29 protein-coding genes are annotated in these 22,873 nt (G+C 49.3%); 7 read left to right on the top strand and 22 right to left on the bottom strand.

Going from position 1 to position 22,873, the window contains the following annotated elements:
* Positions 1-5: 5 nt before the first annotated feature.
* The 18 genes from BGX12_RS02370 to BGX12_RS02285 form a co-directional block, all read right to left on the bottom strand.
* Positions 6-599 carry a hypothetical protein gene (locus BGX12_RS02370; protein WP_109734489.1) on the bottom strand — a complete coding sequence of 198 codons (594 nt, stop codon included), beginning with the start codon at positions 597-599 and terminating at the stop codon, positions 6-8.
* Between the two features lie 13 nt (positions 600-612).
* Positions 613-1,467, bottom strand: a complete 855-nt coding sequence (locus BGX12_RS02365; RefSeq protein WP_109734488.1) for a hypothetical protein — start codon at positions 1,465-1,467, stop codon at positions 613-615.
* Positions 1,468-1,471: 4 nt separating this feature from the next.
* Positions 1,472-2,125, bottom strand: coding sequence for a putative phage tail protein (locus BGX12_RS02360; protein WP_109734487.1), 654 nt, complete (start codon positions 2,123-2,125; stop codon positions 1,472-1,474).
* A complete protein-coding gene (locus BGX12_RS02355) occupies positions 2,122-3,324 on the bottom strand; it encodes a baseplate J/gp47 family protein (protein ID WP_109734486.1) in 1,203 nt (400 codons plus the stop codon). Before BGX12_RS02355 ends, BGX12_RS02360 begins: the two co-directional genes overlap by 4 nt.
* Positions 3,308-3,631 (bottom strand): phage GP46 family protein, encoded by a 324-nt coding sequence (locus tag BGX12_RS02350; RefSeq protein WP_101479410.1) that lies wholly within the window; start codon positions 3,629-3,631, stop codon positions 3,308-3,310. Before BGX12_RS02350 ends, BGX12_RS02355 begins: the two co-directional genes overlap by 17 nt.
* Positions 3,628-4,119, bottom strand: a complete 492-nt coding sequence (locus tag BGX12_RS02345; RefSeq protein WP_109734485.1) for a hypothetical protein — start codon at positions 4,117-4,119, stop codon at positions 3,628-3,630. Before BGX12_RS02345 ends, BGX12_RS02350 begins: the two co-directional genes overlap by 4 nt.
* Complete coding sequence (locus BGX12_RS02340; protein WP_109734484.1) at positions 4,119-4,580, bottom strand: phage baseplate assembly protein; 462 nt, start codon at positions 4,578-4,580, stop codon at positions 4,119-4,121. Before BGX12_RS02340 ends, BGX12_RS02345 begins: the two co-directional genes overlap by 1 nt.
* The gene (locus BGX12_RS02335; protein ID WP_109734483.1) at positions 4,577-5,575 is read right to left on the bottom strand and encodes a phage baseplate assembly protein; all 999 of its coding nucleotides are present in this window, start codon (positions 5,573-5,575) and stop codon (positions 4,577-4,579) included. Before BGX12_RS02335 ends, BGX12_RS02340 begins: the two co-directional genes overlap by 4 nt.
* Positions 5,565-6,839 (bottom strand): DNA circularization N-terminal domain-containing protein, encoded by a 1,275-nt coding sequence (locus BGX12_RS02330; RefSeq protein ID WP_109734482.1) that lies wholly within the window; start codon positions 6,837-6,839, stop codon positions 5,565-5,567. The genes BGX12_RS02335 and BGX12_RS02330 overlap by 11 nt, the downstream gene beginning before the upstream one ends.
* Positions 6,836-8,863, bottom strand: a complete 2,028-nt coding sequence (locus BGX12_RS02325) for a phage tail tape measure protein (RefSeq protein ID WP_158278144.1) — start codon at positions 8,861-8,863, stop codon at positions 6,836-6,838. The genes BGX12_RS02330 and BGX12_RS02325 overlap by 4 nt, the downstream gene beginning before the upstream one ends.
* A gap of 84 nt (positions 8,864-8,947) precedes the next feature.
* Positions 8,948-9,490 carry a hypothetical protein gene (locus BGX12_RS02320; protein ID WP_109734480.1) on the bottom strand — a complete coding sequence of 181 codons (543 nt, stop codon included), beginning with the start codon at positions 9,488-9,490 and terminating at the stop codon, positions 8,948-8,950.
* Entirely contained in the window at positions 9,490-9,852 is a 363-nt protein-coding gene (locus BGX12_RS02315; protein WP_109734479.1) for a hypothetical protein, read from the bottom strand. The genes BGX12_RS02320 and BGX12_RS02315 overlap by 1 nt, the downstream gene beginning before the upstream one ends.
* A gap of 10 nt (positions 9,853-9,862) precedes the next feature.
* The gene (locus tag BGX12_RS02310) at positions 9,863-11,296 is read right to left on the bottom strand and encodes a phage tail sheath subtilisin-like domain-containing protein (RefSeq protein WP_109734478.1); all 1,434 of its coding nucleotides are present in this window, start codon (positions 11,294-11,296) and stop codon (positions 9,863-9,865) included.
* 3 nt (positions 11,297-11,299) lie between these two features.
* Complete coding sequence (locus BGX12_RS02305) at positions 11,300-11,821, bottom strand: hypothetical protein (RefSeq protein WP_109734477.1); 522 nt, start codon at positions 11,819-11,821, stop codon at positions 11,300-11,302.
* Positions 11,818-12,258: a gp436 family protein gene (locus tag BGX12_RS02300; RefSeq protein WP_109734476.1), complete on the bottom strand. Its 441-nt coding sequence runs from the start codon at positions 12,256-12,258 to the stop codon at positions 11,818-11,820. The genes BGX12_RS02305 and BGX12_RS02300 overlap by 4 nt, the downstream gene beginning before the upstream one ends.
* A gap of 9 nt (positions 12,259-12,267) precedes the next feature.
* Positions 12,268-13,350, bottom strand: coding sequence for a hypothetical protein (locus BGX12_RS02295; protein ID WP_109734475.1), 1,083 nt, complete (start codon positions 13,348-13,350; stop codon positions 12,268-12,270).
* A gap of 18 nt (positions 13,351-13,368) precedes the next feature.
* A complete protein-coding gene (locus BGX12_RS02290; protein ID WP_101479422.1) occupies positions 13,369-13,737 on the bottom strand; it encodes a hypothetical protein in 369 nt (122 codons plus the stop codon).
* Positions 13,738-13,749: 12 nt separating this feature from the next.
* Positions 13,750-15,108 (bottom strand): hypothetical protein, encoded by a 1,359-nt coding sequence (locus tag BGX12_RS02285; protein ID WP_109734474.1) that lies wholly within the window; start codon positions 15,106-15,108, stop codon positions 13,750-13,752.
* Positions 15,109-15,201: 93 nt separating this feature from the next.
* Here BGX12_RS02285 and BGX12_RS02280 point away from each other — a divergent pair, with 93 nt between their 5' ends.
* The 5 genes from BGX12_RS02280 to BGX12_RS02260 all read left to right on the top strand — a co-directional run bounded on the left by BGX12_RS02280 (position 15,202) and on the right by BGX12_RS02260 (position 20,312).
* On the top strand, positions 15,202-15,429 hold the full coding sequence (locus BGX12_RS02280) for a hypothetical protein (RefSeq protein WP_101479424.1): 228 nt from the start codon (positions 15,202-15,204) through the stop codon (positions 15,427-15,429).
* Entirely contained in the window at positions 15,426-15,845 is a 420-nt protein-coding gene (locus BGX12_RS02275) for a hypothetical protein (RefSeq protein ID WP_109734473.1), read from the top strand. Before BGX12_RS02280 ends, BGX12_RS02275 begins: the two co-directional genes overlap by 4 nt.
* The gene (locus BGX12_RS02270) at positions 15,830-17,239 is read left to right on the top strand and encodes a terminase large subunit domain-containing protein (RefSeq protein ID WP_109734472.1); all 1,410 of its coding nucleotides are present in this window, start codon (positions 15,830-15,832) and stop codon (positions 17,237-17,239) included. Before BGX12_RS02275 ends, BGX12_RS02270 begins: the two co-directional genes overlap by 16 nt.
* 132 nt (positions 17,240-17,371) lie before the next feature.
* Positions 17,372-18,883 carry a DUF935 domain-containing protein gene (locus BGX12_RS02265; protein ID WP_109734471.1) on the top strand — a complete coding sequence of 504 codons (1,512 nt, stop codon included), beginning with the start codon at positions 17,372-17,374 and terminating at the stop codon, positions 18,881-18,883.
* On the top strand, positions 18,876-20,312 hold the full coding sequence (locus BGX12_RS02260) for a phage minor head protein (protein WP_109734470.1): 1,437 nt from the start codon (positions 18,876-18,878) through the stop codon (positions 20,310-20,312). The genes BGX12_RS02265 and BGX12_RS02260 overlap by 8 nt, the downstream gene beginning before the upstream one ends.
* A 7-nt stretch (positions 20,313-20,319) precedes the next feature.
* On the opposite strand, the gene BGX12_RS02255 is transcribed toward BGX12_RS02260, so the two are convergent.
* On the bottom strand, positions 20,320-20,547 hold the full coding sequence (locus BGX12_RS02255) for a hypothetical protein (RefSeq protein WP_073230719.1): 228 nt from the start codon (positions 20,545-20,547) through the stop codon (positions 20,320-20,322).
* A 50-nt stretch (positions 20,548-20,597) separates the two neighbouring features.
* On the opposite strand from BGX12_RS02255, the gene BGX12_RS02250 reads away from it, so the two are divergent.
* A complete protein-coding gene (locus BGX12_RS02250) occupies positions 20,598-21,098 on the top strand; it encodes a phage virion morphogenesis protein (protein WP_109734469.1) in 501 nt (166 codons plus the stop codon).
* Here the strand turns inward: BGX12_RS02250 and BGX12_RS02245 are convergent.
* Together BGX12_RS02245 and BGX12_RS02240 are read right to left on the bottom strand one after the other, a co-directional pair.
* A complete protein-coding gene (locus tag BGX12_RS02245) occupies positions 21,095-21,412 on the bottom strand; it encodes a hypothetical protein (RefSeq protein ID WP_101479430.1) in 318 nt (105 codons plus the stop codon). The genes BGX12_RS02250 and BGX12_RS02245 overlap by 4 nt on opposite strands.
* Positions 21,413-21,577: 165 nt before the next feature.
* Positions 21,578-22,267 (bottom strand): hypothetical protein, encoded by a 690-nt coding sequence (locus tag BGX12_RS02240; protein ID WP_109734468.1) that lies wholly within the window; start codon positions 22,265-22,267, stop codon positions 21,578-21,580.
* 26 nt (positions 22,268-22,293) lie between these two features.
* Between BGX12_RS02240 and BGX12_RS15270 the strand changes: the two genes are divergently transcribed.
* Positions 22,294-22,542 carry a hypothetical protein gene (locus BGX12_RS15270; RefSeq protein ID WP_112131904.1) on the top strand — a complete coding sequence of 83 codons (249 nt, stop codon included), beginning with the start codon at positions 22,294-22,296 and terminating at the stop codon, positions 22,540-22,542.
* On the opposite strand, the gene BGX12_RS02230 is transcribed toward BGX12_RS15270, so the two are convergent.
* A complete protein-coding gene (locus BGX12_RS02230; protein ID WP_109734466.1) occupies positions 22,508-22,873 on the bottom strand; it encodes a DUF2513 domain-containing protein in 366 nt (121 codons plus the stop codon). The two genes, BGX12_RS15270 and BGX12_RS02230, sit on opposite strands and share 35 nt — an antisense overlap.

The raw sequence follows: 22,873 nt of genomic DNA, 5'->3' as shown, positions 1-22,873 counted from the left end.
TTCCCCTACAGTTCAGAGAGCTGTGTTTCAACTTCGCCGACAATACCATCGACATATTCCTTGGATGCGAAGGGACCGGCAAGTTCCAACCCAGTACCAGCTTCATTGATAACAACTGCCTTGCCTGCATTCTCTTCCGAGAAAAATTCCGGAGGGATGAGCTGGCCGCCAAGGACATTTTCAACACCATCATCAGTCCAGAATACCGCTACAGAACCATCGATATTGGCGATAAAGAGCTTCTTTATCCTGGTCAAATCAGGATTTTCGCCCAAGCTGCCCGATGCAAAATAACACTGCAGAGCATCCTTGGTGATATTGCTCTTTTCCCAGGATGCGGAGACAAATTCCCCGGGGCCGTTTGCTTCCTTTGCACGGAAAAGTTCGCCCTCGTGGAAGACGAAATCGCCTGCAGAGTACGTGCTTTCCGGGCTAAAATCATCCGCAATATCAGATGTAACGGAAATACCACCGAGATCAACTCGCTTGGACGAGTTCAAGATACTTACGATGGCGTTGTAATGTTTTTTGCGAGCTTCAATAGAATCAACCTCGCCAAGCGAGAAAGTTCTTGAAGTAATAATTGCTTCGTTTGCCATATTTCACCTCTTTTTATTGATTAATCCATGTGCCTGTTACGTTGACATTACTAATGTCGATAGAACTTCCATAAGTATGCAATGCGGCTCGAATGCTGTATTTCTTAGAACCTTCCGAAACAAAAGCAAAGCGGCATGTCATAAGCACTTTTTTTTCTCCTGCATCCCCATAGATACTGGCTTTGTAAAGTTCCTTTTCAATAACGGATTTTTTACCAGATTCGTCATATATCTGGAGATGGAAGGTTCCACCAAAGTTTTGCTGAGTGTAGTCGATAACAAACTGAACCGTTAAATCAACAATCCCGTTTTTAACCTTGATAAGGTCACTAGATGTAATTTCAACCCAGGATGCACCTGAATCAACAGTCACATGATCACCTTCAGAATTATGAATAGTGAAGTCATGTGCCGATGGCGTGTAGATAGGTTCCTTCTGGAATTCGTACCAGCGCCATACATAAGAAGCTCCGTAACTATACCAGGTCAGTAGAGCCGAGTTTCCTTCCTTGATGCTGACTTCTTTTCTGAGATTAGAAGTCAAGGGCAAGGATAGTGTTACCGGATAATCAGCACCACGAGGAACAAAGAAAATCACCTTGGCGGTAGATACATTATTGACATTGACTGTTACCGGCTGCAATGATGTCGGGCTACCTTCGTGTTCAATAATGACTACGCTGCTTTTCGCTTTCGAAAGATCCACAGAGCCGTTAGATGTTTTGAAAGTCTCTACTTTTTGGCTATAATCACCAGGCAACGGCAGATAGCCAACCTCGTCTTCCTTCTTGTCAAAGGAGAGTTTCATAAGTTCGTTAATGACTTCTGGCGGGAGCGATTCACCAGATTTCCATACTCTTTTTTCCATTTTTTTACTCCAGGATAAAGATTTTACCATTTTCAAGTTCAAAGACGCGGCCATCTTCAAGCATCAATGCGGAGGCGTTTTCGGCGCTGTTTTCAAGCACAAAGACACGTCCATTTTCAAGTTCAAGCAGACTTCCGTCTTCAAGTTCGAAGGCAGCAAGCTTTGTCACTTCCCAACGAATTGTGGTGAAAGGAATCTTGTTATCTTCAAAGGCGTTCACAAGAGGCAGTATTTCGTTAAGCATCTGCCCACAGACAACCGTCCAGGTGTACTGTTCGTCGGGGTCGAACATTGGTTCACCTAAATGGGAAACGCCTACCCTGAATAGCCTTTTCGGCGGTATGATGGTCACATTGTAGCCCATAAGGAGCGCCAAGGCCTTATAATGCTTTTCGGCAATTCCTGAATCCAGGTTATACTTGGCAAGCAAGGCTTGCCGCCTATCCTCGATGGTGCCGGTACCGTCAAGTTCATACAGCTTTTCCCACATTGCCAGGGTGCGAACTGCTGAAGACGGCGAAATTTCGTTATAGGCTTCGTCTGCATACGCCAAGGCTCTATCAAGTTCCAGGGCAACGGCATATTCCTCCGCATCCATTTGGAGCGGGTACAGCTGCTTTAGAGCCTTGAAATGGGGGCTTTTGTTTGGGTCAATCATTCTACAACCATTTCGCCAAGGGTAAATACTTCGGTTTCCTTGCAGGTCACGATGTCGGTAAGTTCTTCTTCAGCGCTGCCGTTGAAACTTCCATAGACGCGGGCAAAAGTCGCGCCGTTTTGAATGGCAAGCACAACGATTTGTGCCGGAATGAGGGTTTTGCCCGGAGAAAGTTCGGCAAAATACTTCTTGACGGATTTTGTAAAGGATTCAACATCCAAGGACGGAAGCCCCGGTACGGCAATCCTTAAGTCAACCGTGATTTCTTCCGGGACATTGACATAGATTTCCCGGGGTGCTACAGGCCCCTCTTCCTCGCATTTAGCGCGGATTGCCTCGCAACAACGCATAGACAAGTTGAGCGGAGTTACAAGGATCATTGCGGTTCCCACGCCGTTGTAATTCTTGAGGCATTTGGCTGTTGCAGCCGCCTCTACATCGTCGCTTTCACCATAAATTTCAAGTCCGGTACACTTGATGTGGTTAAGAGTTTCCTGTTGCCAATCCTCAAGACCATCAATATACTGGAGCTCAATTTTAAGCTTGGAGACCTCAAGTTTCGAGAAATTAAGCTGGCACCATCCATGCGCAACATCCACTTCGCCAATCTTGATGAATGCGTCTTCGCCATCGTCTCCATAGACATTCAGAACGGCTTTTCTGGATGTACTGAAGCCAAGACCTACACCAATAAGGGGTGTAGGGTCGCCCAAATCCACAACGATGTACTTCTCGACATCGGATGTTCTCAGTTCAAAGCCCACGGTATCGACATGGGGATTCAGCAGCTCGGAGGCATGAAGCTCATAAACATCGCCGCTGATCATGGATTCCTGAAGTTCCACGGTCTTGCCGACACTGGTGGCTTCGAGTGCCCATCGTTCAAAGTCAAAAGGTTTTCCGCCGCTTGCTGGCTTACGGATATAGGACAGGATGAACGTCAAAAGTTCGCTTGGAGTAAGCCCTTCGACATTTTGACCGCGATCTGCAGCGAATCTCTTGAGGCTTTCCACGCTCATGGACGTGGGGAAAATCTGATTGAGGGTCCAATCGGTCTGCTTGTAGAGTCCCCAGATTGCAGATGCCGCGCACGCAAAACGGATGTAGGTATCGGTTCCCTGCGTAATGTTGATCGTAGGGTTAAAGTTCTTGGCATCGACAATCATCCTCTGAAGGATTTCATCAACTGTTACGGACATTGCCAACCTCCACAAAGCGGCTAAAAGTGATGGTCTTGCCTGTATAGGCAACGCATTCTACGTTGATAAGCAACCTATCTGCGCTATCATAGCTCGCGAATGCTTCTACAGACTTAAGGTGCTTGATATCGAGAAGCCACTGAAGGGCTTCTTCTGCGTATTTGACTGCCCTTATCCTGGTATTTTCAGAAGCGACAGCCTTTAAAAGTTCCTTGAATCTATGACCAAACTCCGGCTTCTTGAAGAAAGAACCTTTTGCAACCGTAAGAGAAAGCTCGACTTCTTGCTTGATGTCTTCAAATGTCATGAAAGGGTCTCCGGGAAAGTGCCAGGGCTTGGCGGTGTCGTGGGCATGGTTTCTGTAATGGTTACCGTGGCGGTTTTTAGCACGTTTTCAATGGCCTTAAAAAGCGTTTTATAGGGCTTTTCAACGGTCTTGTCAGTGATGCAACTTTTAATAGCAGCAGCTACGGCAACGGTCATCAAGGAGAATGTCGGGGCCACAGAGACCACAACTGTTCCACCGTGGGACGGCACTCCTGGTTTTGGGACTCCATCCCAGAAGGCGCAAATTTTAGCTGCCATGTTGGTTATGGTTGCCTCGGTATTATCCGTGGTAAAGTCGCTTTCAAGCAGGGAAACATCACCACCGGCAGTAAGAACAGCACCAGCAATAGTCCCGCCCTTGGCATACTTGTTGTAGGCCTTGGCAAGGTCGGGAGCCACATTCTTTTTGCCGTCAGCACCCTTTACGATGCGTTCAAACTCGTTACTTAAAGTATCAAGGTCTAGCATTACATATCCTGAGCATCGGTTGTAGGTGAAGTAGGCGCACCAAGGTTGCCAACATGGGTGTGCTTGTTGTAGTTCTGACGCAAACGGTCCAGGGTTCCAGACTTATCCTGGACATCACCTGTTACGCGAAGGTCGCCATCGATGTCAACGCCACCGCTTGCCTTGATAGCTATGGTTCCATCGTCCTTAAGGATGATGTAATGTTCCTTTTCCCTGTAAAGGGCTGTTTCGCCTTCGTTGACGGCAGGCCTATCGGCACTATCGGACGCAACGGCAATAACCACATTGCCAAATTGAAGCAACAGCACGCGGTCACCTTTGCGAGGAATGCTGATAAAACCGAATTGCTGCATCAGCTGACGGTCTTCAAATTCAATGTCATTGGCTTTTGCCGTGAGGTTTCGGAGTTTTCCGGCAACATCCTTGCAGCTTTCAACAATGCTTGTAAAGAATTTCATCATATAACACCTCCGGGCTGGAGCGTAAGGCGGGTCCTTTTTCCTTCCTGGCGGGAAAGGGTGAATGTCCTGGACACGATCAGGTAATTGTCATTTGCCCCATTGAAATCATCCTGCACATCGCAGAACTGATTGATGGTCCAGTTGTTTCCGTTCTGGGAATGCCCTGCAACGGTATATTCCAGCTGGATAGCCTGGGCCTTTTCGGTAGCAAGTTGCAACTCAGCCGTCTTTTTGGCAGGGCCTTCGTTCTCGTTCCAGTTGGCGACAAGGGGCATCTTGAAGGGATAATCGCCGTTTTGCACGGTACATTTCGTGTACTTGATATCGTTATCGGATTGGGATTCCCCGACAATTCTTATTTCGGAATGGCCGTTTTCAATAGACTTTGTTACAGAACCCTCGATATAGTCCATTTCGGACACATCTTCAAAGGCGTGGATATGGAAATTGGCGGAACCACGGGCCAAAGGCTTGTCAAAAACGAACTGGCCCTCCGGAGAAACCCAGAACAAGTAGCCCTGGGAATTGGCCGCTTTCTTGATCACATCGAATACGGAATCCCCGGGAGAGACCTCGACATATTGCCGCTTAATTCTATCCTTGGAAGCCCCGGAATTATACACGAAATCCTTCTTGCTGATAAACGGAATATCCCGGACAAGTTTTTCTGCCAAACCAGGCAAAGTCTTGGGCAATGCCCCAAATTTGGTAACGCTTGTGTTGGACAAAAGCCAGGCCGTGGACTTACCCTCGACACTGAATCGGGGGCCTCCCTGCTTGGAAAGAGTTCTCCTGGTAGTAAGGACAATTCCAGTAAGCACAACAACACGATTCACGTAGATTTCACAGAGATCGCCCTCGTTAATGTCGTATTGACTGTCGCATTCAAAGGAAAATGAACCTTCCGGGGAGAACAGGTCAGCTTCAATGCTGTAGCTGATGAACTTGTCAACCCTAGCATTCTTGACGGTGAGAAGCACTTCATCACGATTCATAGACAAGTACCTCCCCAATCATGAATGTTGGATTCTTGACATTGTTTAAGGCGCACAGTCTTTCTGCAGCCTGGTAAGATAGCCCGTTATCAACAGCGATCTTGTGGAGCGGGGTTTCGTGAGTCACCTCAATTTTCTTTGTTGTCATGTACTCCATCTTGATGCGGAGTACAGCTTCGGATAATGTTGCAACCTGTTTCTTGAGGCGGTCGGGGCTAGAAGACACCGGAAGAACCTTCTGGACGAACTCGCGAGCCATGGCAAGAGAGTCTTCCATATCCTGCGGGGACACAAGAACAGGGGCGCTAGGCTTGCTAAGGCTACGGCCTTCCACATCATCGACAACGACATTTTCGCGGGCCATGCTTTCGCCAAGGCGCTTTTCATCCTCAGAAATGAGTCTTCCCGCTTCTGTAGATATTGTAGCAGCTGCGAGCGTGGCAAAGCACCCATAAACGGTTGCTGGCATACCGGCTACATTGCCAAGCATTTCGGTAGCGCTGGTAACCAAGGTACTTATGGAAGCCTTTGAGCTGGTATGATCATCAATTCGCCTTGCAAGACCAGTGAAAGAATCCAAGCATTCCTGGAAAGCTCTTGTAAGGGTTCCGGAAAGCGTATCAAGGTAATCAATAGTGGCGCTAATGGCATCAAGAGGGGCCTTGACGCTTTCGATAACGCCAAGAACCTGCCCAAGGCCTTGATTGACTGCGGATGCAAAAGCCCTGGCGGCATCGCCAAGCTCGCCCCACTTGTCAAGAAGCGACCAGTCTTCGCCTTCCACGTCGGGAACTCCAGCCTGCTGCATGGATTCCGCAATAGCGGCCATGGCTTCTTCATTGCAGGCGGTAGCCTCTTCGAGGTTGGATTCGTAAGGGTCCGTGTAGTTTTGGGTTTCCGGCTGGATTCCCGCTACAACGAACTCAAAAGTGAACTCTGCAAACTTTCTACGGCGATCTTCGCTAAAAGATGCGTTTCGTGGATATCCTTCAACAACGCCGTGTTCAGGGTGCACGAGCTCAATAGGGCTTGGAAAATAGGACAAGAACCAGTTTCTTATCTGGACAAAATTGTCCTCGTAGTCCTTATTCTTGATGACACAGGAAAACTTGAACGTCTCAGGATCAACGCCCATATCCTCGATATCGGCACCGTTTTTATACGGATATGTAGTTTCGGAAAGGGTATGACTAATGTCATCCCCTATAGATACGAGACTTAAAGTCCAAGGACCGAGTGTAGATTCAACGCCTTCTGCCATCATTTACCCAAACTTGGAGTGTTCTTCACCTTGACGGTAGGCGGCTTTACGCCCTTACCAGATGTTTCTACAACAGCCTTTTCGCCACCGATGATGTTGATGTTGAAACTTTGATTTTGCGGCGGAAGTTCGATTTTAGGCGCAAGCATTTCCATGTAAGTCTTGTTATCGACTACGGTCTCCTTGCGTTCCTTGTTCTTTTTCACAGCTTCCTTCATCTTTTCGGATGCGGCATCCATTTCTTTCTGGAGTCTGTTCACCTTCGCTTCATTGACATAAAAAAGGCTGTTCAGTTCATCTTGCATGGCATTGAAGGCGATATCCTTCTGTTTAGCCCAGTAGGCGGCTTCATAGCCATATTTATCTTCTATGGTCTTGTTGCCCTGAGCCTGGATTTCATCGCGTTTTGCCTTCATTTCTTTGTTGGTGTTGTACAACTCCACGCAAGCGTCGCCAAATTCATAGATTTTACCTACAGCCCAGCCTGTTGCAGCCGTCAAGGCACCCATGCCAAGAGCGGAGCCGCCAAGCTTGTTAAGGCCAGACCTTGCCCCGGAAAGGGCCCTGCCAAAGCGCCCCTGTTCCCTGGTGTTTGCCACTACCTGCTTTGTATTCGCGGCATTCCTTGCCGGAACGTCGTCATCGTCCATGTAGTAGTTGGGGTTACCCATGCCACCCTGGCCCATATTGACCACAAACACCTTCTGGACTGCGGCGGCACTTACCGCACCGCCTACAGCATCGGAGCCACCCTTTGTCCCCTTGCCGGTCCAAAGACCCTTCATTTCGGCACCAAAAGCTCTAACCTGGTTTACCAGGCCACCAAGTTTCACAGCACCAAGAGCGAGGGCTGCAACGGTCATGGCCTTGAATCCAGCCGTTACCAAACCCTGATGATCAGATAGGTATTTAAGCACATCGGAAAGCTTCTGGACAGGGCCTGCAAGGTTGACATCGGCAAACTGTACAGCCACGGCCTTCATCTTTTCGACATTCGTATTAAAATCGTTTGCAGTCTTCTTGAAGCGTTCATCAAGGGCGCTTGTATTGGTCATTCCTTCCTGGCCACTTTTAGTAATGGCATCAAGAGTTTTCCAACCATTTTTGTATTCAGCCATAACAGGCTGCAAAGCCTTGATAGATGACGCACCAAACATCGGACCGAGTTTTTTGATGTTTCCATCGGTCTTTTCCATGAGCTGGTGCATGATCACATCAAAATCGTTCAGTTCGCCATTCTTGTCGAAAACCTTTACGCCGATCTTTTTAAGGTCTTTAGCCTTGGCAATCAGTTCGCTAAACAGGGAAGAAACCGATGTAGTAAGTTCAGCTTCGCTCTTGATCTGGGCGTTCATTACCTGAAGGTATGCGCCAAAATTTGCAAACTGATCAGCAGACTTAATGCCAAAAGAAGAAGAGGCGGCGAGCAAGGCCTTACCTTCTCCAGCAAACTTTTGAAGGGTATATGAACCTTGGTCACCCTGGATAATGAGGGAATTGAACGCCTGTGAAATCTGTTCCGCGCCCCAACCCATAGAAACCTTCATGGATGAAGCAACACTTGCAAGTTCTTCAACAGAAGCGCCAGAAGCCTTAGCCGCCTTTGCCAGGGTTGCTCCCATTTGTTCAGAAAAGTCAAAATCACCGGTAATTTCACCGATGCGAGAAACGCCCGCGAGAATGGTGTTTGCGTCAACACCAGTCTGCACGGCCATATTGTGAAGCGATTCGCGGAACGCCCTTGTGTCCGCGTCGCTCTTTTTCGCTGCCATTCCATAGTACATGAGGGACTGAGAAAGGTCTCCCACGTTCTTCATGGCCATACCGATACCACCACCAAGCAGGAGCGAATTGAACGGGGTCACCAGCTTGTCGGCAACACCGTTTATTGCACCGCCAAGCCTGCTAATGCTCGCCTTGGCCCTTGTGGCAAAATTATCCACAGCCTTAGTTGACCTGGAAAGGCCATTCTGAAGCTTGGCTGGGTCTGCCCCAATCCTTAGTGTAAGTTCACTTGTTGTCGACAATGGCGAAGTCCCCGTCGTCCTTAGGTGTGGTAGATTTGCCCAGAAGCCCCTTAAGCGCAAAGACCAGGAGCCACTGGGCATCGGTTATTTGGGTTGCTGGGCAACCAAAGTATGCAGAAGCCTCCAGGCTAAAGGCAAGTTTGTGACTTTCAATTGAATCTGGTCCGGCGTTTTTTTTAGCAGTTCCTTCAAAGATTCAAAGTCTTCATCGCTCAACTTGTTGATATTCGGGTCCTGTTCCTCAACAAAACCATTGAACTCTCCAGAGAGGTACAGCAATTCTTCGGGGGTGCAAGATTTACGCAAGTCTTCTGCATTACGGAAAATCCTTTCACCTGTAGCAGGATTGTAGCAAGCGCGCCACAAGCCATGGACTACTTCCCCTTCCCTATAATCGGCAAGGTTGGCGACAGAAAGTTCAATGCCAGCCTTCTTGAACTCCAGCTGATTGTCAATTTTGGCCTGGCGGCATTCAGACATGTTCAAGAGACGCATTTCGACCTTGATATCCTCATGACCCGGCCACCCAATGACACGGCTCACCTTATGGGACGCCTTGATCTGCTCAATGATTTCATCGGCGCTTTCGTCGGAAGCTTCGCGAATGTTCTTCACAAATTCGTTCATCAGCTGTCCTTACGATCTTCGGCGTGGAAGTCAAGGGCATATTCCTTGGCGGTCTTGCCGTCAAGTTCATTCGGAGTTTCCTTCAAAAGGCTACACCCGGTATAAGTCACCTTCTTGCCGCCAGTATACTGAACGATGACGGTTGCGTTTCCGTCAAATTCGGCAGAAAACACGTCAAGGTCGGCACCCTTATCCGGAATGTAGGTCATTTCAAAGCCGTGCTTCCTCGGAATATCAACCACGGAAGTCCCATCCATGGTATCGACTTCTGCCTTAAATTCGACTTCCTTTTCCTTGAATTTCGAAATGCCGGTGTACTTTTTGCCGTTGACAAGAACGGTGCAATGGGAGATTTTAGCCATATATCAGCTCCTAGTTGAGATAAAGGTCAATGGTGGAGTAAATCTGGTTGAGACCAGGAACGACAGGGGCAGGAATCTGGCAGATCAGACGGCCCGGAATGTCGGTAGATTCTTCCACACGGAAAGCAGATTCGTAACGATCAATAAAGCGGAGCAGCTGAGCCTTTTCAAGCTGGCGAGCGGTCGCGATATTGTCTTCGTTGAGGGCATCCGGGAGAAGTTCGTGGATAACCTGGTTCTTGTACTTGATCTTGTGCATTGCAAGGATGGAATCACGGAAGTAGTCAAGAGTCGCGATAACGCCAGTATCGACCAGCTTTTCAAATCGGACACCATTCTTCATGCTGCAAGTGGTCACAGCACGCACGATGCAGAGGGTGCTTTCTTCTTCGATCAGGGGAATCACACCACCGTTCAAAAGACCGTCCTGTTCTTCGCCGCTCCACTTGTCATTGGTATCAGGGATGCCAAGACCGGAAATAGGAGCATCGTTCATGGGAACATTCGGCTGGGAGTTGCTTGCAAATACAGCGGCAAGAGCAGCAGAAATTTCCCAGGCGGCAGACGGAATGGAGTTCTTCACGGCTGCAATATGGAGGCGTTCACAGTTCTTGGCCTTCGCAATGGAGGTGGCGGCATTCACACCGTCCACCACGACGGCGGCAATACCGCGCTGGCCACGCTGTTCAAGCGGGGCGGCTGCATCCATAAGATGATCCTTGAGCAGGGTCAAGTTATCGGCATCGCACACAGGCAAGGCAATAAGGTGGTAGCGTTCCGGGAAAGCTGCCTTGAGAGCAGACTTGATATCCACTTCGCCAACGCCAGCGGTAAGGTCAGGTTCACCAACGGCAATGTCTGTACCCTTGGTGGAAACGGAAACCTTCACACCACCCTTCGCGGCAGAAATGTAGGCACCGTTGCTCTTGGCGGTAAGGGTGACTTCGCCTTCGTCAGCAGACGCGACAAACGGCGCGGAAGTGTCAGCATTCACGGCAAGAACGAGGTTTGCGGCGACAGTTTCTGCAGAATCACCAACGGCGACACCCACAGAGACGCGGCTCTTGTTGTAGAAAACGCTTACAGAACCTGCAGCGGTTGCACCGTCCTTGCCTTCAGGATTTTCGACGGCAATCTTCCAGAGGGCCTTGCTGCCAGCAACCGCGCTATGGCGAAGCAGGGTAATCTGGGCATACTTCCAGGCATTCTTTGCCGCCTGGTACATCTGATGCAGCACGGAGCCTGCACCGGCAAGGTTCAAGGCTTCCACCTCAGTATATACTGCAGTAGGCTTGTTCGCTTCGAGCGAGCCTTCTTCCGACACGTCACCAATCAGAAGAATCTTCTGGACGTTTGCCGGGAGGCCGTTAGGGCCTGCGTAGTAGTTGTACTCGGTGTAGGAACCCGGAATCTTGGTTTCCGGGATATTGGTTTTGATCGTCATGGTTTACCCCATTTTGTTAAAATCCACTTCACCTTCAAGAACAGTTTCTTCACCTTCCGTGAAGCTGCTCATGATGGATTCAAGCACGCGATATTCCTTTTCGGATTCTTCGGTATGAACATCGATGCTCGTTCTAAAGTCAATTTCGCACACCATCACGCCTTCGGACAAGTAATTTTCATCGGTAACCTCACGCCAGCCTTTGGCTTCAAGAGGTTCAATGTCCAGGCCAAGGTCGTTATTGTGCAGCTTTCGCACCACATAGCTTACCGCAGGGTGCATAGTCTTTCTGCGTTCGCTTTCGGTAGCCACATTCTTGACAACAACGGAAACGACAACCTTTGCAGTCTCCTTGATGATCCCGGAATTATCCGGAACCTCGTATTCGCCGGACATGACGGCTACAGCCATGCCAGGGCGCACAAGAGCGGGCAGAATCCTTTGAACATCTACAGCCTTGAAAGGACCCGTCTTGTCAGAACAAAAAAGTTCAAGAATCTTTATTTCGATATCGGAATTGGTCATAAGGAACTCATGGATTCAAGAGTAAACATGGCGGGCGTATTGGTACCCATAACCTTAAATCCGGCTTCTTCAGCCTTATTACCATCTTCCAGGCCAATGGATGCTTCGCCATCGGCAATTCGCTTCAACAGAGCGATAGCATTGTTATACCTGAGCTTCATCCCTTCGGAAATGTTCATTTCCGTAATTCTTTCGTAGAGATTGTAGATACTCAAGTCAACGCAAACAGAACGGAGCACGCTAGGGACACTAGGAAGTGGAAGCCTGTAGCGTTTTCCAATGTAGGCATCAATCAGGGTGGAACTTTCCTCGATGGCCTTTCCCACGATATCCTGCTTGATTTCCCCATCGGCGTTTGGTGTGAGGTCATCCGTCACTTCTACCAAACGAGCATCCGGCACATGGCCCCTAATGTCCTCTAGCGTGCAATAGTTCATTTTTTACCCTTAGGCAGTCTTGACCACGTTCTTGAGCAGGAAGCCTGCATCCTTTGCGGTTACGACCGGCTTCTGGTAGAAGCCAACCTTGACCAGTTCGCTACCCTTAAGGCCCTTTTCAGGCTTGTCGATGACTTCGACAATGCGGTCGCCAACCTGGGCGGTAATACCCCAGGCAATACCTTCCTTGAGGCTGGAAAGCGGTTCCTGGTAATGACCCCAGATGTTGGAACCCCAGCAGCGTTCAAGGGTCGGAGTCTTGGAATTCTTGGTGGTGTTCACGCGGCTTTCGCCAACGATGATCTTATCCACTTCGAAGAGTTCGCAGAGCTGCTGACGGGTAGCCACGCCGGAACCGTTGCTGGTCGGGTAGATAGCCTTGAGCACATTCGGGTCCATGCGGAGCTTGTGATAAGCAGCTGCACCCATACCAAGGATGTTCGGGCGGGCAAACGGCTTTTCAAGGTATTCCATGATGGTTGCCACGATATCGAAGCCAGTAGCGCCCATACCTTCGGCATTTTCGTAGGTATGGCTACAGCCGGTGCCGTAATTGCTGGCATTCTGCACAATATCGGCAACTTCCTTTTCACGGCCAAGAAGCAAGAGATTCATCATGTATTCAAGGCGAGTGTTGGAATAACGGGACATATCGACAACGCGTTCCAGGTCTTCCTTGGGAATCAAGTCTTCAAGACCATGGGCAACAACGAAGTCGGCAACTTCTTCACCGGATAGGTGGATAAGGTTCGGTTCAGATGCACGGCCCACCTTGGTATCGGGCACGGTAAAGGCATCACCAAGGGTTCGCTTGAAATACTTGAAGGAAAGCTCCTTGCCTTCGAGTTTGTCAATAGGCATCACTTCATCGGCGATCATCTTCTTGTTCTGGTAGGCAATGACGATACCGGTCTGCTGTTCAGTAACAGGGAACAGCATGGTACCAGCGGTCAAGGCACCGGAAGATGCGCCAAAGAGGTCGCAAACGATCTGCGGAACGCCGCAGGCGGTAAGTGTGTCGGTGCCAGCAAAAGCGCAAACGGCACACACAAGAGAAATAAGCACGAGAGCGATTTTAGTCATCTTCTTCATGTTTTTTTGTCCTTTGGTTTAAGTTTCCTGGGAAGCAGCCGGGGCCACATAGGAACGCACGATGAGTACGCGGATTACGTCACCAGCGACACCGCTATCAAGAGCCATGCCGATAGCTTCGCCGGATGCAACAGCAACTGCCTTGCCGTTTTCGCCAGCACCAATCATGCCGCCGTAAGTAACAGCGCCGCCTGCTTCGACGCGGGCAATGCCGTCGAGCTGCACATCGCAAGGATGGCCTACATCGGTATCGACATCGGTAGATACGCCAATAACGGCATTACCGGCTGCAGCAAGTTTTACGTTACCATCCGCAGAGCCTACAGTGGCAAAGCGGAAGGCGGGGACTGCATTTTCTGCAGTGAAGTTGAGAATGTTACCCTTCATGGGAACTCCTTGTTAGTGAAAGATTTCAGAGGCGGCCTGGGCGTAAGTCAGCTTACGGCCCTTCGACTCCTGTTCTGCCATGTACTGGCTAATACGCTGAGATGCCGTTACGGTAGGCTTTTCTGCGAACATTACGGACTCCCCAAGAGCGACGATCTTGGGCAAGGCCTTCACGGCATTGCTCAAAACATCTACAGGGTTCACGCGTTCTTCGCCTTCGCCAAAGCAACCGTCACCATCCACAGGCACAGACTGTACCATTCCGAAGACCTTCATAAAAGTGTTCTTCAAATCCTGGTTGCAGCGTCCATCGGCAATGGCGGCATCCAAAGTCTCGGAGAACGCGGCGCTGGCAGCGGTTCTCTTGGCAGCAAGCTTGTCTGCCCTAAGAGATTCAACTTCTGCCTTGAGCGACGCATTCTCGTCGCGAAGCCGCTCCGTCTCGTCGGAATTACCTTCTCCTACACCACTAGAAGTCGGTTCGCTCGGGGAGGGAGTTGTAGGCTTCGGATCACCACCGCCTGAGCGTTCGTGACCGGTAGTTTCGTTGTCCGAAGGTTCCCCTGCCGTGGCACCGTTGTCAGTGCCTTCTACGGCAGGTTCACCATTCGGGTTTTCAGCAGCAAAGTTCGATGCAGACTCTGCGGGAGGTGCTGGCGGATTCTGCTTCGGCCAGGAATCATCATCACGCAAAGTGTCCGGAATACTTTCCAAATCCTTGATAAGGCTTTCCGGGTAAATCTTGTCAGCTTCCTCGATACTCTTCTGTTCAATCAAAAGTTCGCGCTGGGAGCGAAAAAGCCCTGCAAGGCTGGAAAGCTTATACACAAGGCGTTCAAAAACGGAACGCGGCACCAGGCGGTCCCAGGAGTAGGACTCGGCAAAAACGCACACGTCCTGCTCGGATTCCCCCTGGTCAATTTCGGCAAAGTTTCCCTCGCCAAAGCAGATGGGGGCCATTCCCTTCATGGCCGGTGCTACAGCCCCGAGAGCGCCAAGATGTCGCAAACCCTTCTTAAGGCTCTTGTAGATGGCTGCAGAAACGTACTTGTAGTTGCCAGCCTTCGCCTCTTCGGCAAAATTACTGTCAACATCGTCAACCTTGACTTCAAGCACCTTGCCGCCATCCTTGTCAGATACACGACTATCGACAATGCTTGCAACGCGCGGATCATCGACATTCGGGTGGCCCTTGACCATGGGCGGCTGGTAACCACCCTTGACCTGGTTGTGAATACCCTCGTTCAGCTCTTCAAGATCGCTCTCCGAAAAGTTGTGGACATTGCCAGCCATGTCGGTCACTTCGCCGGTCTTGAAAGCTTCAATCCAGCAGCTCTGCAATTCATCAGATTTCAGTTTCTTCTTGTTCATGCCCCAAATCTACGAGAACCACACCGACTTAGGTCATGACACTGTCATGTCCTTTGTCAGAGGTCTTTCATTAAGTTTGGGCGGAGGTACTATATGGACAAGAATTTCTGGAAAGAGGCCATGAAACAGTTTGGCGTGGGCATCATCTTTGCGCTCATGCTAATGGTCTTTTATTCGAACGAAAACACAAAGTGGGAAAAGAACGCTGCCAATGACCAGGTGCGCTGGGAAGCGCTGCTGCAAAAGTACAGCGACGACCAGAAGCACGCCATGGAAGCAATCAGGGCCTGCTGCATCGAACACTCCGGGAGGAACCAATGAGCAAGAAGGATGTAGAGCCAAAGGCAAAGGAACCGTACGTAATCCATCAGCTCACCCTCGCAGAAATCAGCCGCGAACTTAAAGTCTCTACCCGCACACTCCAGAACTGGAAGGCTGCGGGAGAATGGGACCTGGAACGAACCCGCCTTGGCACAAGCGAAAGCTACTGCCACCACAGTCTTTTCGACATCGTAGAAATCAAGACCAGGAGAATCAAGCAGGACGAACTCAACGGAGTTCCCGTTTCCAGCCAGCGTGTTGCAGACCTGGAACGCTTCATCAGTGCAGCCGAAAAGTGCCGTGAATACGAATCCAAGGCACCCAAGAAGGAAAAGAGCGAAACATCCCCCGAAGAACGGCAGAAAATCGCCATCAAGAAAGCAAAGGAAATGTTCGGCCTATGTCCAAAGAGCTAGAAGAACTCTTTTTCCCCTACCAGAAACGCTGGCTCCTCGACAAGAGCAAGGTTAAAATTTTCGAAAAGTCCCGCCGCATCGGTGGCACATGGGTCCAGAGCTTCGAAGATGTGGTTGACTGCATCGAACAGCCTGGACTCAAAGTGTTTTTCTCTTCCGCCGACATGACCGCCGCGGGCGAATACATCGACTATTGCGAAAACTGGATAACAAAGCTCAACGCATTGGCAAAGCTCTTGGCCGAAATTGACAACGGCGAAGTGGAAGAATGCGAATTTGCCGACGAGGACAAGGGCATTAAATCCAAGGTTATCGAGTTCAACAACGGCTCGAAAATCTATGTCCTATCCAGTAATCCGAAGGCATTCCGCTCCAAGGGCGGTAAAATCGTATGGGACGAAGCTGCACATCATGACAACGACATGAAGATGTGGGCAGCGGCAAAGCCTGCCGCCATGTGGGGCTACTCCATCAGAATCCTATCAACGCACAACGGTGTAAACTCCCTGTTCTATCAGCTCATCCAGAAGGTACTAAAGGGGGAAATCAACTACAGCGTCCACCGAGTACCAATCCAGCTCGCCGTAGAAGAAGGTGTCGCCGATAGAATTTGCGGGCGAAAGCTCACCAAGAAGGAACGCGAGGAATGGCTCGAAAACGAACATCGCGGATGTATGACCGAAGCCATCTGGCAAGAGGAATACTGCTGTAACCCGCAGGACGAATCAAAGGCCATGCTCAGCTATGACCTAATCCACAGCTGCGAACAGGAAGGAATCTTAGGCCTGGAACAGGCAAAGGGGAACCTCTACCTGGGCTGCGACGTTGCACGCCACCGCCACCTTTTCGTAATCTACGTCATGGAAGACTTTGGCGACCGCCTTGTGACACGAGCCGTGGAAGCCATACAGAACAGAAAATGGAGCTACCTGAAACAAAGACTCTACAGGTACCTGGCACTACCGAACCTCGTTCGCGCCTGCATCGACCGCACCGGATGCGGCGACCAGTACACCGAGGAAGCCATCGAAATGTTCGGAAGCGTAAAGGTCGAAGGCGTTCTGTTTACAGGCACCGTCAAGGCAGACCTTGCGCTCACACTCTTGCGGGCTTTCGAAGACCAGAAAATCGTACTCCCCAAGAATCCGAAATTCCCGGACATTGACGGACGCGAAGACGACAAGCAGCTGGAATCATTCCACTCCGTCCGAAAGATAGTCACGCCATCCGGCAATGTGCGCTACGATGCGCAGAGCACCGACAAGGGCCATGGCGACTTTTTCTGGGCGGCAGCACTCTGCAACCACGCAAAAGTGGCTGGCGAAGGCGGCCCGGTATTCGTCAAAACCGCAAATCCGTTCAGCCGCGAATCCATGAATTTCGGGGGGTATTAGAAAAAGCCCCGTAAAGGCCCGTCTAAGCCGTTTTTGTCAAAAGACAAGCAAACGGACACCGAACCAAAAAGAATCATTTTTCAACGAGTTTGAACGGCTTTTCAACGCGATTAGAAAACCACTGAGGACTGTATGAGCAAAAAGAACAGAAAAACGCCCAGCGACACCCAAAACGGGGCCAAGCAGCTCCGCCTCGCAACCGAAATTGCAACCCGCGCGGTAGCCACATTCGTAGCCAGCGAAGACTATCTGCCAAACCCCGACAAAATCCTGAAGGAACAGGGCGGAAACATCAAGGTGTACCGTGAATACAACGACGGCCACCACGACGCGGTCAAGCAGAAACGCTTCGCCGCAATATCTAGCCGTCCATGGACAATCGACGGAAGCAAGGGCGACGCCAAGAAGGCAAAGGTCATCGAGGACCACCTCTGGAACCTGGAACTCCGCAACACAATCTTACAGATGCTCGAAGCCATCGGCTACGGATACGCAGTCCACGAAATCGTCTGGAATACCGTGGAAACCGAAATGGGCGTGCTCATCCTGCCGACAGCAATCAAGGACCGCCAACAGGAATGGTTCAAGTTCGACGATGAAGGCAAGCTGCTCTTCCAGGACAAGAACAACAACCGAACCATTGTACCCGACATGAAGTTCCTTGTCACAAGGAACCGACCCACCGCAAGCAACCCCTATGGCGTACCCGTCTGTTCCAAGTGCTTCTGGCCAATGGCCTTCAAGAAGGGCGGTCTCAAGTTCTTCATGATCTATGCCGAAAAATTCGGAATGCCCAAGGCCATCGGCAAGGTTCCCGCAAGCGCCACCGAAACAGAGCAAACCACCTTCCTGAAAATGCTCAGCGGCCTTGTACGCGACGCCGTAGCCGTTATCCCGCAGACTGGAACCGTGGAACTCCTGGAAACCCATGCGACAGCAGGAAGCCCGTACATGGAACTTGTGCACTGGGCAGACTCCGAAATGAGCAAGGCCTGGCTTGGCGAAACTCTCACCACCGAGCAGACAAGTTCCGGCGGCACACAGGCAATGGCCACCGTACACAATGAAGTCCGAGAAAACCTCGCCATGGACGATGCCGCAATGATTGAGTCCAGCATCAACCAGCTCATCCGCTGGATTTATGCAATCAACTGGCCCACAGAAAAAGACATTCCCTGGATGCAGATCATCCTCCCGGAAGACCTGCAAGGATCCCGCATCGAACGCGACAAGTCGCTCAAGGAACTGGGCGTAAGGTTCAACCAGGACTACATCGTTGACACTTACGGTATCGACTCCAAGTATTTCACCATGGCCGAAGACGAACCCGGAAGCAGCTTCGCAGAGCACACCCCAAAGCCTAAGAAACCGGGAGTCCGCAACACAAGCGCAGAGCTTCGCCAACAGGCCAACGCATTTGCAGAACAGCTTGCCGAAAACTGCGACAAGGTAGATATCCTTGCGCCCATCCGCGAACTGGTAGCAAACGCCAAGAGCCTTGAAGAAGTTCGCGACAAGCTTATCGACTGCTATGCCGAAATGCCCATGGAAGACATAGCCAAGGAAATGGAACAGGCCTTCATTGCCGCAGACCTTGCGGGCCGTTTCTCCATCTTAAAGAAAGCAGGTATCATCAGTGGCTAAGGAACTGGATTTCAAGCAGGGTGAATACAAGGAAGCCGTTGACTACATCAAGCAGAAAATCAACCTTCCGACAAAGCGCTGGAATGATCTGAAAGGCGCTATGCACACCCGTGCCTTCACCGTTGCAGGAGCGATGCGTGCAGACATCCTTCTTGATTTCCGAAAGGCCGTTGAAAGGGCCATTGAAAAGGGCGACACCCTCCAGGACTTCCGGGACAATTTCTACAACATTGCAAGCAAATGGCGGGCATCCGACCCTAGCTTCGACGCAAAAATGCAGAGGCCCAAATACGGAGCTTGGCGTTCAAAGGTCATTTACCAGACTAATGTCATCACGGCTGCTGCAGCTGCGCAGGAACGCCAGGCAAGAGCCTTGCCCGATGTATTCACGCACGCAAAGTATGTCTGCATGATGCTCCCTGGGAGCCGCGAGGAACACAAGGCATGGAACGGAACAGTCCTCCCGGTAAACGACCCTTGGTGGGAAAAGCACAGCCCGCCCAACGGGTTTGGCTGCCTTTGCCAAAAGGAGTTCATCAGCAAGTACGAAATGGACTCTGGAATGGAAAAAGAAACCAAGGCCCCGACATCACCAAGCGACACCACGAACATTGGCGAAAACTGGGACTACAGCATAGGCGACGCTGATGCTGAAAACCAGCGACTTGGCGAACAGTACCAGGAGAAAAGGGCAAAGCTGTTTGACAAGTTCCCGGAAGCAAAGAATAAGGAACCGTCCGATGTTATTGACCGGGAGTCAGCAAAGGGCGGTCAGAAAGACGAAAAAACACTGCGACAAAACAATTATCAAGAAATTATCGATAAGTTCAAAAAACTTAATGTAGAGTATTTAGAACCAGCGATAATGAGCACTCAACTTTCAGAAGATGAAATTATTCAAAAAATAAGCGGAAATGATTTGACGATTGGATCTTGCGCATCACAGGCTCTAACATATATCGGAAACAAGTGTGGATATGATGTCAGAGATTTTAGAGGCGCTGACAGCAGGTGGTTATTTGGTCAATATACAACAAGTCAAAAAATAGCCGAAGCAGGAGGATTCGTTGAATGTGATTATAACGGCTTTAAAATCGCGGACAGACTATTGCGGAATGTTGAAGAAGGAAAAGAATACTTCTACACAAGTGGCGAACACGCCGCGATCATAAGGAAAACGGGAAAGAAATTTGAATACCTTGAAACACAGAGCAAACACATTGATGAAAATGGATTTCATCCATTAACAGTAAATGTTCTTAAAAAGCGATTTAGAACTACCAAAACTCGTAAGCTCGAAGGAGAAAAGTTCCTTCAAAAAGAAGTCTTAATAGAGACCTCTAAAATAAGCGACTCTCCGAATTTTAAGGAATTGCTAGGCTATTTAAACACTGATCCTAAAAACCAAAAAAGAGAAGTGCCAAAGTAACTGGTTACTACCCTAAAAATCTTGCCCAGTAAGGATTTTCTTTATCGAACAATTCTTTTTGTTCTGGAGTGAACTTATGAGGATAATCTGTAAAAAGATTGAGTATAGTTTTTCTGTCAAACGAAACTGCGAGTCGGCCAATTTCATCAAAAAAATCAACCCACCAAATTTTATCGCTTTTCTTTTCTTTGTAAAAACAATGTCTTTCTTTTACTTCAGGACCAACTTCAATCATACTTAACCTCTCCCCATAATATACCTCTTTTCAAGCGGAATATCAACCCCATGCCAGAAATCATCAACGCAAGACTAGACAAACGCAATTTCGAGCGACTGGTAAGGCAGATGCACGACAAGGCCATTGACCCGAAGCCCGTCCTTGCCGCCATCGGCAACCTTGCAGTAAAGAGCATAAGGCAGAACTTTATCAACGGAGGCCGCCCCAATGCCTGGACAAAATCAAAGAAGACCAAGGGCAAGACCTTGATAGGAACCGGCGCTCTCATGAAGGGAATCCACTACACCGTGGACGAAGACGGAACCACCATCATGACAAGCAAGCTGCCATACGCCCACATTCTCCACTTTGGCGGCAAGACAAGGCCCCACGAAATCAGGGCGAAGAACCGAAAGGCCCTGCACTTCCTAGGCATATTCAGGAAAAAGGTAAACCACCCCGGTTCAGACATCCCTGCAAGGCCCTATATGATCCTCCAGGACGAAGACATCCAGGCAATGGAAAAGATGATGGTCATGCACATCACCGGGAACACGCTGGGGCGCTAATGATCGAACAGACTTATCTGGATATTCTTTTGGGCGACGACCGCTGCGGGCTTCTCGCGGAAGTTAAGATAGCGGTATATTGTGCGTTCGCTTACGCCTGTCTCGAACGCAAGCTGGTGAACGCTCTTGGTGCAGTTCTCGCGAATATAGCGGCGCACTGCATCCGGGCTCATCCTGGCTGGGCAGGCTACATGATTGCCGCTGAAACGCTTCCAGATGCGCTTTGCCACATCAATGGAAATAGTACGGGCAACCCATTTAAGATCCTCGTTCGGCATGTCATCAATTGTAAGGGAATCCCAGACGCTACTCATCCTGTGCCCTAAATATAGCACAAAATAATTCAAAAATCAACAAGCACAAACAAAGGAACCCCAATGATCATTTTCTTTCGTCAGAACGAAATTAAAATTGACCCAGAATCTCCATGGTACGTTACTTATGCATTACCGATGCTAATGATGCTCTTCGGAATCGGTCTAATTCTGTTTGCAATATTTCATTAGAACAGGTTTGATTTTTTCAATAGCGTCAAGTGTTCTTTTGGCATTGTCTAATTCTTTTTTCGCCTCTTCCACATTGGTACTAACTTGAATTTCTTTTGTGAATTTTTCAATGGCTTCTACATAGGTCAGAATAGCGTGAACAATTTTCTCTGGTGTCCCCATATTCACAGCAGTTTCAATAATTTCGGAAAGAATTTCAATTGCCGTAAAGGCTTGTACCAAGAAAACCTTGTCAAAGTGAAGACTTATGTCGGAAAGTATAATTGTCAGCAAAGAGACTCTTGCCTTGAAATCATATTCACTTTGTTTAGCCTGAGCAAAGAAACTTGTATAAACGGATTCTCTCAAATTAAAAATGTTCTTGGAAAGGGCGTCAAGCCTTTTTTCGATTTCTTCGTCGGCTTTCTCGTTAGCTTCTTTTACAGCCTTCTTTATCGCAGTTTTTTCAACATAAATCTTGTAGGCGAATACAACGCTAACGGCAAAAGTGAATATTCCAGAAATCCATACAAACACCGTAAGCAAATCGCCGAACGCGCTGCTGTAGAACTCCTGGGAGTCGCGGAGGAGCTGCGGAGTGAACGAGGCATCCAGAACGACCCTCACGGTGTCGAACACGGTGGTGTGGACGGTATCGTATATGACTTGAACTTTAGTAGGCATACAACCTCAAAAAAGGAAAAATCAAAATGAAAAAAAAGAATTCCATCATATCAAAAATCATACTCCTTCTGGCCGCTCAGTTCACATGGCCCGCAATATGGGTGAGCAGCCTTAAGGAAGACTGCAAACTTGAAACCGATGATTTCAAGAAAGTCGAAGGAACATTCATGCGGATATTCCTGTTCATGTTCTTCGTGAACTGCGCAGTGATCGTCCTTGCTGCAATGAAGCTCTACGACATCATCCAAGCACACTTTCTTCCGCTAATTTTTTAAGGAGCTTTATGGCTATAGAAAAGGTAAACGAAATACCCTCGTTCTTCACCTTGTCCTTGAACTTTTTCCACACGGTATTGTTTCGGCTCGCATCAAGGAAGTCGTAGCCAGCCGGAAGAATGCAGACCGCATTCCCGACAAAATCCAGGCCGTCCATAGTTTCGGAAGTACATTCGCTAACCATGGAATGCTGTTCCATTATCCTTAGAGTGTAAAGGACTTCGTTGCGGTCACGATTGACGGCAAACGCATCTACATCCCAAAAGCCACCAGCAGGAACTTTTTCAATGTCAAGCAGAATTTCACGGATCAGGTCCATGTCTCGTTTCAT

Source organism: Fibrobacter sp. UWR4, from assembly GCF_003149045.1.
In the GTDB taxonomy this organism is placed as follows: Bacteria; Fibrobacterota; Fibrobacteria; order Fibrobacterales; family Fibrobacteraceae; genus Fibrobacter.
This window is presented reverse-complemented; position numbering and strand designations above follow the sequence as displayed.

Coding starts and splice junctions, on each gene's coding strand:
- BGX12_RS02370 (WP_109734489.1), bottom strand. CDS start 599: ATGGCAAACGAAGCAATTATTACTTCAAGAACTTTCTCGCTTGGCGAG.
- BGX12_RS02280 (WP_101479424.1), top strand. CDS start 15,202: ATGGACAAGAATTTCTGGAAAGAGGCCATGAAACAGTTTGGCGTGGGC.
- BGX12_RS02240 (WP_109734468.1), bottom strand. CDS start 22,267: ATGCCTACTAAAGTTCAAGTCATATACGATACCGTCCACACCACCGTG.
- BGX12_RS02315 (WP_109734479.1), bottom strand. CDS start 9,852: ATGGCTAAAATCTCCCATTGCACCGTTCTTGTCAACGGCAAAAAGTAC.
- BGX12_RS02245 (WP_101479430.1), bottom strand. CDS start 21,412: ATGAGTAGCGTCTGGGATTCCCTTACAATTGATGACATGCCGAACGAG.
- BGX12_RS02320 (WP_109734480.1), bottom strand. CDS start 9,490: ATGAACGAATTTGTGAAGAACATTCGCGAAGCTTCCGACGAAAGCGCC.
- BGX12_RS02230 (WP_109734466.1), bottom strand. CDS start 22,873: ATGAAACGAGACATGGACCTGATCCGTGAAATTCTGCTTGACATTGAA.
- BGX12_RS02355 (WP_109734486.1), bottom strand. CDS start 3,324: ATGTCCGTAACAGTTGATGAAATCCTTCAGAGGATGATTGTCGATGCC.
- BGX12_RS02250 (WP_109734469.1), top strand. CDS start 20,598: ATGCCAGAAATCATCAACGCAAGACTAGACAAACGCAATTTCGAGCGA.
- BGX12_RS02330 (WP_109734482.1), bottom strand. CDS start 6,839: ATGATGGCAGAAGGCGTTGAATCTACACTCGGTCCTTGGACTTTAAGT.
- BGX12_RS02295 (WP_109734475.1), bottom strand. CDS start 13,350: ATGAAGAAGATGACTAAAATCGCTCTCGTGCTTATTTCTCTTGTGTGT.
- BGX12_RS02255 (WP_073230719.1), bottom strand. CDS start 20,547: ATGATTGAAGTTGGTCCTGAAGTAAAAGAAAGACATTGTTTTTACAAA.
- BGX12_RS02275 (WP_109734473.1), top strand. CDS start 15,426: ATGAGCAAGAAGGATGTAGAGCCAAAGGCAAAGGAACCGTACGTAATC.
- BGX12_RS02340 (WP_109734484.1), bottom strand. CDS start 4,580: ATGATGAAATTCTTTACAAGCATTGTTGAAAGCTGCAAGGATGTTGCC.
- BGX12_RS02365 (WP_109734488.1), bottom strand. CDS start 1,467: ATGGAAAAAAGAGTATGGAAATCTGGTGAATCGCTCCCGCCAGAAGTC.
- BGX12_RS15270 (WP_112131904.1), top strand. CDS start 22,294: ATGAAAAAAAAGAATTCCATCATATCAAAAATCATACTCCTTCTGGCC.
- BGX12_RS02290 (WP_101479422.1), bottom strand. CDS start 13,737: ATGAAGGGTAACATTCTCAACTTCACTGCAGAAAATGCAGTCCCCGCC.
- BGX12_RS02305 (WP_109734477.1), bottom strand. CDS start 11,821: ATGACCAATTCCGATATCGAAATAAAGATTCTTGAACTTTTTTGTTCT.
- BGX12_RS02310 (WP_109734478.1), bottom strand. CDS start 11,296: ATGACGATCAAAACCAATATCCCGGAAACCAAGATTCCGGGTTCCTAC.
- BGX12_RS02345 (WP_109734485.1), bottom strand. CDS start 4,119: ATGCTAGACCTTGATACTTTAAGTAACGAGTTTGAACGCATCGTAAAG.
- BGX12_RS02300 (WP_109734476.1), bottom strand. CDS start 12,258: ATGAACTATTGCACGCTAGAGGACATTAGGGGCCATGTGCCGGATGCT.
- BGX12_RS02350 (WP_101479410.1), bottom strand. CDS start 3,631: ATGACATTTGAAGACATCAAGCAAGAAGTCGAGCTTTCTCTTACGGTT.
- BGX12_RS02335 (WP_109734483.1), bottom strand. CDS start 5,575: ATGAATCGTGATGAAGTGCTTCTCACCGTCAAGAATGCTAGGGTTGAC.
- BGX12_RS02285 (WP_109734474.1), bottom strand. CDS start 15,108: ATGAACAAGAAGAAACTGAAATCTGATGAATTGCAGAGCTGCTGGATT.
- BGX12_RS02265 (WP_109734471.1), top strand. CDS start 17,372: ATGAGCAAAAAGAACAGAAAAACGCCCAGCGACACCCAAAACGGGGCC.
- BGX12_RS02270 (WP_109734472.1), top strand. CDS start 15,830: ATGTCCAAAGAGCTAGAAGAACTCTTTTTCCCCTACCAGAAACGCTGG.
- BGX12_RS02360 (WP_109734487.1), bottom strand. CDS start 2,125: ATGATTGACCCAAACAAAAGCCCCCATTTCAAGGCTCTAAAGCAGCTG.